The sequence below is a fragment of the Streptomyces sp. 13-12-16 genome (assembly GCF_002114215.1).
Classification (GTDB): domain Bacteria; phylum Actinomycetota; class Actinomycetes; order Streptomycetales; family Streptomycetaceae; genus Streptomyces.
The window spans coordinates 24,763-36,990 of the sequence record NZ_NCTE01000078.1 but is presented as its reverse complement, the minus strand read 5'-3'; the positions used below and the strand labels follow the sequence as shown (position 1 = coordinate 36,990).

13 protein-coding genes and 1 tRNA gene are annotated in these 12,228 nt (G+C 69.6%); 6 read left to right on the top strand and 8 right to left on the bottom strand.

All coding sequences use genetic code 11. From position 1 onward, the window contains the following. The first annotated feature begins 296 nt into the window (after positions 1–296). The 3 genes from B7767_RS03775 to B7767_RS03765 all read left to right on the top strand — a co-directional run bounded on the left by B7767_RS03775 (position 297) and on the right by B7767_RS03765 (position 4,236). On the top strand, positions 297–1,748 hold the full coding sequence (locus B7767_RS03775; RefSeq protein WP_085570851.1) for an FG-GAP repeat protein: 1,452 nt from the start codon (positions 297–299) through the stop codon (positions 1,746–1,748). 38 nt (positions 1,749–1,786) lie between these two features. Continuing rightward, positions 1,787–3,205, top strand: coding sequence for an FG-GAP repeat protein (locus B7767_RS03770; protein WP_085570850.1), 1,419 nt, complete (start codon positions 1,787–1,789; stop codon positions 3,203–3,205). 95 nt (positions 3,206–3,300) lie between these two features. Next, positions 3,301–4,236 (top strand): Yip1 family protein, encoded by a 936-nt coding sequence (locus tag B7767_RS03765; RefSeq protein ID WP_085570849.1) that lies wholly within the window; start codon positions 3,301–3,303, stop codon positions 4,234–4,236. A gap of 160 nt (positions 4,237–4,396) precedes the next feature. Here B7767_RS03765 and B7767_RS45685 read toward each other — a convergent pair whose 3' ends face one another. The 3 genes from B7767_RS45685 to dcd form a co-directional block, all read right to left on the bottom strand. Further along, complete coding sequence (locus B7767_RS45685) at positions 4,397–4,888, bottom strand: hypothetical protein (RefSeq protein WP_143652187.1); 492 nt, start codon at positions 4,886–4,888, stop codon at positions 4,397–4,399. A 70-nt stretch (positions 4,889–4,958) separates the two neighbouring features. Next, the gene (locus B7767_RS03760) at positions 4,959–5,468 is read right to left on the bottom strand and encodes a phosphoribosyltransferase (protein WP_085570848.1); all 510 of its coding nucleotides are present in this window, start codon (positions 5,466–5,468) and stop codon (positions 4,959–4,961) included. Further along, complete coding sequence (gene dcd, locus B7767_RS03755) at positions 5,465–6,040, bottom strand: dCTP deaminase (RefSeq protein ID WP_030827650.1); 576 nt, start codon at positions 6,038–6,040, stop codon at positions 5,465–5,467. The genes B7767_RS03760 and dcd overlap by 4 nt, the downstream gene beginning before the upstream one ends. A 501-nt stretch (positions 6,041–6,541) precedes the next feature. Between dcd and B7767_RS03745 the strand changes: the two genes are divergently transcribed. Next, positions 6,542–6,615 (top strand) — tRNA-Gly (locus B7767_RS03745). Between the two features lie 374 nt (positions 6,616–6,989). Here the strand turns inward: B7767_RS03745 and B7767_RS03740 are convergent. From B7767_RS03740 to B7767_RS03720, 5 genes are all read right to left on the bottom strand, one after another. Beyond that, a complete protein-coding gene (locus B7767_RS03740) occupies positions 6,990–7,430 on the bottom strand; it encodes a DUF5615 family PIN-like protein (RefSeq protein WP_085570847.1) in 441 nt (146 codons plus the stop codon). Beyond that, the gene (locus tag B7767_RS03735) at positions 7,430–8,071 is read right to left on the bottom strand and encodes a DUF433 domain-containing protein (RefSeq protein WP_236043828.1); all 642 of its coding nucleotides are present in this window, start codon (positions 8,069–8,071) and stop codon (positions 7,430–7,432) included. Before B7767_RS03735 ends, B7767_RS03740 begins: the two co-directional genes overlap by 1 nt. 169 nt (positions 8,072–8,240) lie before the next feature. Next, positions 8,241–9,395 (bottom strand): site-specific integrase, encoded by a 1,155-nt coding sequence (locus B7767_RS03730; protein ID WP_085570846.1) that lies wholly within the window; start codon positions 9,393–9,395, stop codon positions 8,241–8,243. Further along, on the bottom strand, positions 9,395–9,607 hold the full coding sequence (locus B7767_RS03725; protein ID WP_085570845.1) for a helix-turn-helix domain-containing protein: 213 nt from the start codon (positions 9,605–9,607) through the stop codon (positions 9,395–9,397). Before B7767_RS03725 ends, B7767_RS03730 begins: the two co-directional genes overlap by 1 nt. 127 nt (positions 9,608–9,734) lie before the next feature. After that, complete coding sequence (locus B7767_RS03720; protein WP_085570844.1) at positions 9,735–9,992, bottom strand: helix-turn-helix domain-containing protein; 258 nt, start codon at positions 9,990–9,992, stop codon at positions 9,735–9,737. Between the two features lie 506 nt (positions 9,993–10,498). Between B7767_RS03720 and B7767_RS03715 the strand changes: the two genes are divergently transcribed. Next, positions 10,499–11,455: a hypothetical protein gene (locus tag B7767_RS03715; RefSeq protein WP_085570843.1), complete on the top strand. Its 957-nt coding sequence runs from the start codon at positions 10,499–10,501 to the stop codon at positions 11,453–11,455. Further along, a complete protein-coding gene (locus tag B7767_RS03710; RefSeq protein WP_085570856.1) occupies positions 11,452–12,144 on the top strand; it encodes an ATP-binding protein in 693 nt (230 codons plus the stop codon). The genes B7767_RS03715 and B7767_RS03710 overlap by 4 nt, the downstream gene beginning before the upstream one ends. Positions 12,145–12,228: the final 84 nt, after the last annotated feature.

The following is a 12,228-nucleotide window of genomic DNA, read 5'->3' as shown; positions in this document are numbered from 1 at the left end:
CCGGGCCCCCCCCGCCGGCCCCGGCCCGCGGCAACGGCCCTCGCCCGCGGCAACGGTCCTGACCTGCGACGCCGGTCCCGGCCCGCAGCGCTGATTCCGGCCCGCGACACCGGTCCCGGCCCGCTCCGTCGGTGCCGGCCCGCGGCGCACGAAAATCCCGCGCACCGCGCGCACCGGCCCTCTACGGTTCTCGATCACGAGCCGTGCGCGCGCACGCCGCCTCCGCACCACCACGGCACGTCCCTCTCGTCCTTCCGGCACGCCGCCCGCGTCCGGCCCCCGCAGGAGAACCCCGCATGCACCAGCGCCCCGCGCGTCTCGCCCTGGCCACCGCCACCGCCGTCGCACTGACCGGCGGCCTGCTCGCCCTGTCGGTTCCTTCGGCCGCCGCCGCCTCCGGCCTGGCCGGCGACTTCAACGGCGACGGGTACCGGGACGTCGCCATCGGCGCGGCCAGCGCCGACGTGGGCTCCGTCCAGAGCGCCGGCGCCGTCGTCGTGCTCTACGGCTCGTCCTCCGGCGTCTCCGCCGCGAAGAAGACCGTGATCACCCAGAACTCCACCGGCGTCCCGGGCGCGGCCGAGAGCGGCGACCGCTTCGGCCAGAGCATGGCCGCCGCCGACCTGGACCGCGACGGCTACTCCGACCTCGTCGTCGGCTCCCAGTACGAGGCCATCGGCGACCGCGACGGCGTCGGCTCGGTCACTGTCCTCTGGGGCGGCAAGTCCGGCCTGTCCGGCGGCTCGGGACTGCCCCAGCCGTCCGGCCTCTCCGAGTGGGGCGGCTACTCCTCCGGCATCGCCACCGGCGACTTCGACGGCGACGGCGACACGGACGTGACCGTCACCGGCCAGAGCCACACCCACCTCCACAACGGCCCCTTCACCCGCACCGGCGCCCCCGTGAGCCACCAGGGCGTCGACGAACTCGGCTCCACCTACGAGGTGTTCGCGGGCGACATGACCGGCGACCGCAAGGCCGAGCGCGTCTACCCGTTCGGCGTCGACGGCGACCCGGCCGGCGACATCAGCTACTTCCGCCACGACCCCGGCAACTGGGACGCCCACCCCGAGTCCGACTACGCCCGGGTCGAGCTCCCGCACGCCGACGGTTCGAACGGCGTGATCGCCGACGTCGACAAGGACGGCTACGGCGACCTCGTCCTCGGCGACTACGGCGACCCGAGCGACGGCAACTCGGTCAACGGCCACAAGGGCGGCCAGATCACCGTCTGGTACGGCGGCCCGGACGGCCCCGACCCCGACCAGAAGCCGACCGTGATCCACCAGGACACGGAGGGCGTGCCCGGCGGCGGCGAGTACGGCGACCTCTTCGGCGCCGCGCTGAGCGCGGGCGACGTCAACGGCGACGGCTACGCCGACATCGCGGTCGGCGCCCAGGGCGAGGACCTGGGCACCACGCCCGACACCGGCACGGTGACCATCCTGTACGGCTCGGCCTCCGGCCTGACCGGCAAGGGCGCCAAGCAGTACTCCCAGGACACCGCGGGCGTCCCCGGCGCGAACGAGACCAACGACGCCTTCGGCATCTCCGTGCGCCTGGTCGACCTCGACAAGAACGGCAAGGCCGACCTCGTCGCCGGCGCCGGCTACGAGAACGGCTACGGCGCCGTCACCGTCATGCGCGGCACCGCCTCCGGACTCACCACCTCCAACGCCCTGTTCCTCTCCGCCCGCGGCGTCTCCCTCCAGGGCGGCGCCGACTTCGGCTGGACGATCGCCCAGTGACCCCCCGCCCGCTCCCGCACACCGCACCGAGGTCCCCCATGCGCCTGCGCACCGCCGCGATCGCCCTCGCCGCGGCCACCCTGACCCCGCTCGCCCTCACGGCCCCCGCCGCGCACGCCGCCACGGCCGCCGTCCCGTACGACTTCAACGGCGACGGCCGCACCGACCTCGCGATCGGCGCCCCGGACGCCACCGTCGACGGCCACGCGAAGGCGGGCGCCGTCTCCGTCGTGTACGGCGGCGCCGGCGGCCCGAACACCTCGGCCCGCACCCTGATCACCCAGAACACCACCGGGGTCCCCGGCGCCGCCGAGGCCGGCGACGCCTTCGGTGCCGCCGTGGCCTCCGCCGACCTGAACACCGACGGCTACGCCGACCTCCTGGTCGGCGTCCCCGGCGAGGACGTCACCGGCGACGCGGGCAGCGGCACGGCCGTCGTCGTCTGGGGCTCCAAGTCCGGCCTGTCCGGCGCCCGTTCCCTCTTCAGCTTCTTCGACACGGACTACGACCACTACGGCCAGGCCTTCGCCACGGGCGACTTCGACGACGACGGCGACCCCGACGTCGTCGTCGGCTCCACCGGCCCGATCACCCTGTCCGTCGTGAACGGGCCGATCACCAGGACCGGGGCGCACAACGGCGGTTCCGGCTCGCGGTACGGGCTCTCCTCGCCCGGAGTCACCCACCTCACCTCCGCGGACGTCCCCGGCGACGGCCGCGGCCCGGTGGCCCTGCACAGCCTCGCCGAGCAGACCGGCGACGCGGCCACCTCCCTGGCCGACCTGCGGATCGGCAACTACACGGACTGGCTCCAGCGGATGCCGGCCGGGTACGTCTCCGCGGCCGGCGACATCGACGGCGACGGCCACCCGGACTTCGCCGTCGGCAACGACCGGGAGACCTCCGCCGACGCCGGGGGCGCAAAGGGCGGCAAGGTCACGGTGGTCTACGGCGGCCCGGAGGGCCTGGACGCCGATCGCGCCCCGCTCGTCCTCACCCAGGACACCGCCGGCGTCCCCGGGGCCTCCGAGACCGGCGACCGCTTCGGCAGCGGCGTCGGCGTCGGCGACATCGACGGCGACGGCTACGCCGACCTCGCCGTCGGCGCCGCGGGCGAGAACGACGGGGCCGGCGCCGTCACCGTCCTGTACGGCTCCGCCTCGGGCCTCACCACCGAGGGCAACCAGTACTACACCCAGAACACCGCGGGCGTCCCCGGCGCCTCCGAGGACGGCGACCTCTTCGGCGCCCGCGTCGTCCTCACCGACCACACCGGCGACGGCCGCGCCGACCTGTCCCTGTCCGCGCCGGGCGAGAACTCCGGGGACGGCTCGGTCTGGTCCCTGCGCGGCTCGGCGAACGGCCTGACGACCACGGGCTCCCTCAGCTTCGGCACGGGCACGACGGGCGTCTCCGCCACCGGCACCCCCCACCTCGGCTCGGTCCTCGGCGGCTGACCGACCCTTAGGGGATGTCACAGCTCGGCAGCAAAGCCGGGCCCTGAAGCCGGGGCCCGGCACACGACCGCCCGGGACCAGGTACGTTCGAGGACGTGGCTGGATTCAGGATCGGACGCGGCCGGAACAACAACGGCGCTCCTCACGCGCGACCGCAACACCCCCCGCACGGGCAGCAGACGCCGCAGGGGCCGTCGTACGGCTACCCGCAGGCGCCGCAGCCGTACCCGCAGCAGCCGTCGTACGGCCACGGCGGTGGCGGTGGCGGCGGCTGGCCGCAGACGAACGGCGGCCCGGGCGGGCCCGGCGGTCACGGCGAGCCGGAGTACTTCGGCGACGGCGCGTACCCGCACGGCGCCCAGGGCGCCCCGCACGACCCGTACGCGGCCAACAACCCGGGGCACACCCAGGCCTTCTCGATCAACGAGGACCCCTACCACCAGGGCGACGCCTACCACGCAGGCGCGGCCCCGGACCCCGGGCCGGCCGGCCCCCGCCTGCGCTGGAAGGACCTGCTCAAGGGCATCGTCCTGGCCCCCGCCCAGACGTTCCACCAGATGCGCGACTACTCGATGTGGGGCCCCGCCCTCGTCGTCAGCTTCCTCTACGGCCTGCTCGCCGTCTTCGGCTTCGACACCGCGCGCGAGGACGCGATCAACGCCACGCTGTCGAACGCGATCCCGATCGTCCTGACGACGGCCGTCGCGATGGTGCTCAGCGCCTTCATCCTCGGCGTGGTCACCCACACCCTGGCCCGCCAGCTCGGCGGCAACGGCGCCTGGCAGCCCACCGTCGGCCTCTCCATGCTGATCATGTCCATCACGGACGCGCCCCGCCTGGTCTTCGCCATGTTCGCCGGCGGCGACGCCTCCTTCGTCCAGATCCTCGGCTGGGCCACCTGGGTGGCGGCCGGCGCCCTCCTCACGATCATGGTCAGCCGCTCCCACGACCTCCCCTGGCCGAAGGCCCTGGGCGCCTCGGCGATCCAGCTGGTCGCCCTGCTGTCGATCGTGAAGCTGGGCACGTTCTGACGCGAACGCGCACGAAGTGAAGAGGGGCTCCCGGTGCCGGGAGCCCCTCTTCCTTTTCCTTCTCACCGCCCTCAGGCGTCGAGCACCTGACCGGACCGCTTGACGACCGGCGGCTGGACGCTCCAGAAGGATCTGAGCCAGTGGGCTCCAGCCCAACAGGTCAGGACCGACGAGACGCTGGTGACCGCAGATCGTCCCGCATCAGTCGTTGCAGGTCCTCCAAGGCAGCGAAGAACGGTCTTATCAGTTGCTGATACTCGCTCGATTCGGTTCCAGCTGGATGCACAGCCAGCACATCGCGGGCCGCCCGCAGCTGCTCATATGTTGACGTGGCCGCCCGGTAGACGCGGTCAGGTGCAGCTATCGCCAGCTCACGGAGAACCGACTTGGCGTCACTATGTTGCGGATCACTTAAGAAAGCGTCGTGGACCGCTTGCTGTCGACCGAGCCCGGGTTGCTCACGCCATGCAGCCACTGTCATACGACTGTGCGCCTGCGCCAGAGCAGCCAGGAAACGCACATAAACGGCCCGCTTCGCCTCCACCCACTGCTGTTCCTGCTCCCGCCTGGAACGAAGTCCATCGGTGACCAAGGTGGCACCAACACCGAGGACCGCCCCAAGTCCGACAACCGCCAGAGTCCCCCACTCCATGCCCGGAGAGTACGCAACCCGTCACTTTCGGTCCAGATGGGCTCTGGTTTCGGCGACGGAACCCCGGAGGTCAGAGCGCTTCCTTGTTTTCCTTTGGCGCCTCGCCCGACTTACGTACTGGAGGCAAGACACTCCACGGGAAGTTGATCCACTCGTCGGTGCGCTTCCAGACGTACTCGCACTTCACCAGCGACTGCGTCTTCTCGTAGATCACGGCGCTGCGCACCTCGGCGACGGCGTCGAGGCAGAAGTCGCGCACGAGCTTGAGCGTCTTGCCGGTGTCGGCGACGTCGTCCGCGATCAGCACCTTCTTGTCGGTGAAGTCGATGGCGTTGGGCACGGGCGCGAGCATGACGGGCATCTCGAGGGTCGTCCCCACCCCGGTGTAGAACTCCACGTTGACCAGGTGGATGTTCTTGCAGTCGAGCGCGTAGGCGAGCCCGCCGGCCACGAAGACACCGCCGCGCGCGATGCTCAGCACCACATCGGGCTCGTACCCGTCGTCGGCGATCGTCTGGGCGAGTTCGCGGACGGCGACGCCGAACTGCTCGTAACTGAGGTTCTCGCGCACGCCGCTCACACCTGCGTCCGGTGGAAGTTGAGGTAGGACCGCGAGGCCGTCGGCCCCCGCTGCCCCTGGTACCGCGACCCGTACCGCTCGCTGCCGTACGGGTGCTCGGCCGGCGAGCTGAGCCGGAACATGCACAGCTGCCCGATCTTCATGCCGGGCCACAGCTTGATCGGGAGCGTCGCGAGGTTGCTGAGCTCGAGGGTCACGTGCCCGGAGAACCCGGGGTCGATGAACCCGGCGGTGGAGTGCGTCACCAGCCCGAGCCGCCCCAGCGAGCTCTTCCCCTCCAGCCGCGAGGCGAGGTCGTCGGGGAGCGTGATGACCTCGTACGTGCTGGCCAGCACGAACTCACCGGGATGCAGGATGAACGGTTCGTCCCCCTCCGGCTCCACGAGCCGGGTCAGGTCCGCCTGCTCGACGGAGGGGTCGATGTGGGGGTACCGGTGGTTCTCGAACACCCGGAAGTAGCGGTCGAGGCGTACGTCGATGCTGGACGGCTGCACCATGGCGTCGTCGTAGGGATCGATACGCACCCGTCCGGCGTCGATCTCGGCCCGGATGTCCTTGTCAGAGAGAAGCACGCCCCGAGAATACGCAAGGCGCGCGGACCGGCCACAATCGGCCGCCCCACGCGCCCCCGCTGTTACCCCGCCGCTACCGCTTCTGAAGACTCACCGGCACGACACTGCGGAGCCGCGCACAGCGCGGACACCGCAGGAGCCGACCGGGGCCGAGTCGCTCGGCCTGCTGCATCGGAAACGAGGCGGCGGTGAACACGTGCCCATCGGCACAGCGGACGACGGTGCGCTCCATCAAGTCCAAGAGTCCCTTCCCCAAGAGGCCGCGTCCGGCCAACTGCCCTGACGCCAAAAGCCACATTACGGGATCAAAGGAACGGCTCTCCAGGCGGCACCCCGCACGCGCGCCACGGCTTCACGGTACGCCCCAACACCTGCCCCCCGCAGCCGCATCCACGCCCTGAAACGGAGTCAGGCCCCCGGGTCCTGAGCACCGGGGGCCTGACATGGGGTAGAGTGAGCGAGCGTCCGGACACCGTGGATTCGACGGGGTCGGGATCTTACGCGGGTGTAGTTTAATGGTAGAACATCAGCTTCCCAAGCTGAGAGCGCGAGTTCGATTCTCGTCACCCGCTCCATGAAGAAGGCCCAGGTCATCAACCTGGGCCTTGCTTATTGTCTAGACCAATTTGATGGTCTTGTGCCCTCCGCGTGCCCTAAATCCCTTTTCAAGGACCACCCAGGGGCCCTAAAGCGCCGCCCTATCGACAGCAGCATCGAAACATCTCGAATGGCGAGACACTGTTAATGTGACCTGCGCCACCTGGCGATGCGGTATGGGTGAAGTTGCTCCAGCAAAAGGAGAGTTCGCACGAGCCATGCCCAATGGGCGGCGAGTAGGATCCGTTTAGCTTCGTTACCCGAAACTCCCGGTTGTCTTCCTCGACGTAGCCAGACTCCCCAGGGCTGCGCCAGGCGGCCAAGAGCGTGCAGGCAGGGTCGGCGGACGGGATTATCGCGGCCAGTAGCGAGGCGGTTCCTTGGCAGGATCGACCAGATCGAACCGCTGCTTACTGCCCGGGTTCAGACCTTTGATGTGGATGAGCTGCTGGCCTTCCGCCGTATCAAGTTCACGGACGATCAAAGGCATGGCGGCGATCACAGCGCCCATGGCCAGACCCAGGCCGGCCATGCCCTTGTGACCGTGACTGAACCGGATGTGGTGCATGCCGGACTTCTTGATGGCGGTCGTCTCCGACGGGTCCTCCAGCTGACGCCCATCCTTGGTGAGGAAGGCTTCGAAGCCTCTCTTCGCGGCGTCAGGGAGGAGGGCCAGATCCTTTTTCCCCGTCCACTTGATCTCGCTGACATGGCGCACGTCGTGCCCGGGCAGCAGCCGCCTGAGCATCTCCAGCATCTGTACCGGGACGTTCTCGTCGATGAGGATTCGCATCAGGCAGCGCGCGGTCCCGGGCTGTAGCTGTCCACATACAGCGCGAAGGACACCGCATCGCGGGCCGCCTCCGCAGTCACGCCGGGATAGTAGTGGGCGATGTCCTCAGGGGGGACGCCATCCTCCACCAGCTCGGCGACGGCGTCGAACGGGACGCGAGTGCCGGTGATGACCGGCTGCCCTCCTTGCGTCTCCGGGTCCACACTGACGTATTGCTTGGGCCGCAGAAGGTGTGGGACCACGACGCCGGCGCGGGGCGCGAACTCCTGGAGGATGTCGTCCATGGTCGCGATGACCCGCTGTCCGGGATGCTTGACGAGGTCAGTTGCGTGATCGTCATTGTTGTCGCCCACAAGGACGATGGAGTCGTCCTCGGCGACCAGGGAGTAGCTGGACAGGTGCTCGAACTCGCCGAATCGCTTGAGCGTGACCAGAGCCTTGCGGATCTTCTGCAGCGATACGTCTTGTCGGAGGATCGCGAACGCCCGTAGCGCCAGGACATCCCGGAAGGAGTACAGAGCGGGCTTGGCCGCAAGCTCAGGGCAGAGGATCGGTCCATTGCCTCGGTCCTGCCGCCATGAGCGCAGTTGCCCAGTGGTGGCTCCGGAGAGAGCCGCAGCCATGCGAGTCGAGTACGCCATGGTCCACTCCCTCCAGCCCTCGCGAGATCTTCAGCTCCCAGCATCCCAGCTGCGCACCTCAGGACGCTACAGGAAGTACGGAGAGGCAGGGGCGAAGGGCGGATTTCGCCTGCCCTCCCACACGAGGTACCAGCTGAAAGCCGGTACCCGGAACGAGGGCAGGCGATATTTACGCCTCGCGAGCACCTCCCCGCGCTCCTGGTGGTGTTTCGCTGAGCCTTGCCCGCACCTCGGCATCGATCCCCCGGGCCAGCCTCCGCTGATGCTTGGCCGTCGAGTGCTGGTAGATGAGCTGGGCCCGCTCCGAGGACTGGCCGGCGCGCACCATGAGGTCCTTCAGCTTGGCGCCGGTGTCGGCGGCAAGGGTGTTCCCGGTGTGCCGGAGGTCGTAGAAGCGGAAGTTGTCGGGCAGCCCCACCTTCGCCCTGGCCTTGCGCCACTTCCGTCCGAAGGTCGAGCGACGGAACGGGGCGCCCTTCTCCCCGACGAAGAGGAGCCCGTCCGGCTCCTTCTCGGCGAACCACTGCACGTGGCGACGAAGCTCGGGCAGGAGGAAGTCGGGCAGGTACACGGTGCGCTTGCCCGCTCGTGACTTGGGATCGCCGGTGACCCTCCTGCCGTTCGTCAGCTCCGGTGACGCATGCGTGATCCGCAGGGAGCATTCGTCGAGATCGACACTGCGGCGGCGCAGCTCGGCCAGTTCCTCGGGGCGGAGCGAGGCGAAAGCGCCGAGCAGGACCATCAGGCGCCAGCGCGGACCCATGGCGTCGGCGAGGTCGAAGACCTGCTCCACGGTGGCGGTCGGCCGCTCGTCGGCTTCCTCCCGACCGGCGCCCTTGATCCGGCACGGGTTGGTCCGCAGGAGGTCGTCATCGACCGCGGTCTGCAGGATGGCCTTCAGCAGCCGGTACGACTTGGCGACCGTCGTGGCACCCGTTGCCTTGAGCCGCTCGGCTCGCCAGGTGCGGACGGAAGGCGGTGTGATTTCGTCCAGGTCCTTGCTGCCGAAGGCCGGCAGGAGGTGCAGGCGTAGCAGGCCGTCGTAGCGGTCGACCGTGGTCGGGGCCAGACCGCGCTCCTCCACCCAGCGGAGGGCGTACTTCTCGAAGTTGATCGCGCCGGCGTCCGGGTCACGCCAGTGGTCACGCTCGATGTCGGCGCGGACCAGGTTCAGCCAGTCCTGCGCGTCGGTCTTCGTGTCGAAGGTCTCGGGGGCCTTGTGGCGCTGCCCGTCCGGGCCCAGGTAGCGGGCCTGCCATCGACCGGACGGGAGCTTGCGTACGGTGCCGAACTCCCGACGACGCGGGGGCTTGCGTGTCGGCATCAGGCGGCCCTCCCGTACCGAGTGCGGGTGCGCCGGGTCGGCTCGACCGTGCGCGCCTCGATGTACTCGGTGACGGCACGTTCGGGGACGCGCACGGGACGGCCGAGCTTGACGTAGCGAATGCGACGCTCGGCGATCAGGCGGCGGATGAACCGTTCGCCGGTACCGAGCAGTTCGGCGGCTTCGGCCACCGTCAGAAGGCGGTCAGTCATGGGCGACCGCCCCCTTTCGGCTGTGCTGCTGAGGGCAACGGGCCGGGGCTATTGCGAGTCGGTGCAACGGTGAGGCTTCCTTACCGAGGTCGGGAACTGGAGCGGGCACGGCGGACCGAAGGTGGCTTCAACAGATCGCGGAGTCCTGGAGCAGGGCGCGGGCCGGGACGCGAAGTGCCTGCGCGAGGGTGAGCAGGTCGTCGACGTCGCAGCGGCGCTGAGCGCGTTCGATGCGGGACAGCATCGTGTTGGACATTGGCCGGCCAAGGGCGGTGACGCGAGCGGCCAGCTCTCGCTGGGAGAGGCCGCGCTCGGTGCGGAGAATTTCGATCGTGCGGGCGGCCCTTATCCCGGCTGCGCCGATTTCCAGTGAACGTGCTGCCATGACTCCAATTCTCGGCTGTGTTCGCCGGTTTGGTTAACCGGCGATCGTCGGCTATGTTGCGCCGCCGTGCGTTTGGCAGGCGGGTGGCCATTTCGTCGATGGGTTCCCCGTGACGGCGGCCCGAGCAGTGCTCGAAAGCATCTCTGACGTGGGGTGTTGTGTTGTAGCTTCGCCACTCACCGGACGTCAACGCCTTGCCGGTGTGATCCTTCTGGCTTGACGCCCAGAACAACTATTTGGTCAACCGCCGATCGTGACCTACCGTTTTCACACCGCCCTCGCCGCCTCGATTCCCGACGGCCTTTCTGCCGACAGAGATTCGACAGGTCAGGGCTGGACTTGTGCCGCCCGGGTGTGGCTATGTTGACGACACCCCCGGAAAAGCGCGACCGGCTCTCAGCCAGCCTCGCGTCAACGGCCGACCAACTCGCCCGCCTCTACCGTCACGACCGACGGTGAGCCATGGGTGCCCGCCCATCGGCCACCGAGTGAGGAACACTCCGCTCTTGGCACGGATCCGCACCATCAAGCCCGAAGCCTTCGTCTCCGAATCCCTCGCCGTCGTCACCCTGACCGCCGAGCGCACCTTCTTCGGTCTGCTCACCCAGGTCGACGACCAGGGCCGCTACCGCGACCACGCGGCGATCATCGCCGGTCAGCTGTGGGTTCTGCGGCCGGAGCACACTCCCGCCGAGGTCGAGAAGGATCTCGCCCAGCTCGCCGACGCCGGCCTGGTCTGCCGGTACAAGGGCCCGGACGACAAGCGCTACCTGCACATCGTCAAGTGGCACGAGCACCAGAAAATCAACCGGGCCAGCAAGAGCCGCATCCCGGCCTGCCCTCGCCACAACGCTCCGGAGGGTGCCCCGGTCGGCACCGAGGCGATCGAGGCCGTGGCACCCGTGCCGTCCGTAACGCACGGAGCCGTCGCGGACCATGCGCCGAACCCTCAGGGAGGTGGCAGTGAAGGGGCACGGAACCCGCATGGCCCCTCGGCCCAACTGGACACCACCAGCAAAACCGCAGGTCAGGCGAGATTCAGTGAGCCCTCACGTGAACCTCAGGGACGCGTGCTTGAGGCCGCGGTGACACCTCACGGTCCGGATCTAGGACCTAGGATCATGGATCTAGGATCTACCCCTTCGGGGGGCGCAAGCGCCCCTGCGGCCAACACCGTCTCGGCCAAGCAGCTCATCGCCGAATACAGCGCGGCATGCGCCCACCGCCCGCCCCAGGACGTCCTGGGGCATCTCGGCCGAGAGGTGCGCAAGCTGCTCGCCGAAGGCATCGCTCCCGACCACATCAGGGCAGGGCTCGTCCTCCACAGGACCAAGGGCAGGCACCCCAGCATCCTGCCGAGCCTGGTGCACGAGGCCATGAACGCCACCCTCGCCCAGTCCGTCGTCCACAGGACGTGGACAAACCCCGCCGATGTCGAAGCCGCCTACGGAGAACAGCTCTGACCTCCACTCTCATCCGCGAACCCCAGCACGTCGGCCCCCTCGCCGACCGTCTGAACGGCATCCTGGCGGGCCGCGGCATCGACTCCGGCGCCGTAGCCGCGGAGCCGCCCGCCGAACCCGTCACCGCCCTGGAGCTGGCCGACGCCCGCATCCCGGCCCGCTACCGCCGCGCCCTCGCCGACCACCCTCAGATCACGGCCTGGGCCGACCACATCGCCCATGCCGGACGCCCCGGCCCCAGCGGGCCCGGCATCGCCGAGGGTCCCTCCCTGTTGATCGCCGGCCCCACCGGCACGGGCAAGACGCATCAGGCGTACGGCGCCGTCCGGGCCCTCCTCACCCGCGGGGTCCGCCTGCGCTGGGAAGCCGTCACCACCGCCGACCTGTATGCCCGCCTGCGTCCCCGTGCCGGCCACGACGCCGAACGCGACCTGCAGACCTTGGCCCGCAGCCCGCTGTTGCTTCTGGACGACCTCGGTGCGGCCAAGACCAGCGAGTGGACCGAGGAGCTGACCTACCGGCTCATCAACCACCGGTACGAGCACCTGCTCCCCACCCTCATCACCACCAACCTCCCCACCGCCGAGCTGCGCACCACCCTCGGCGACCGCGTCGCCTCCCGCCTCGCGGAGATGACCGACCGCGTCATCCTCAAGGGCCCCGACAGACGACGTCACCGCTCCTCCTGACGATCGATGAGGACCGGACACCGCAAGGGCAGCCTCCGAGCGCGCAGACTTTCGCCACGAGGACCGGCCTCGTGCCCCGTCGAG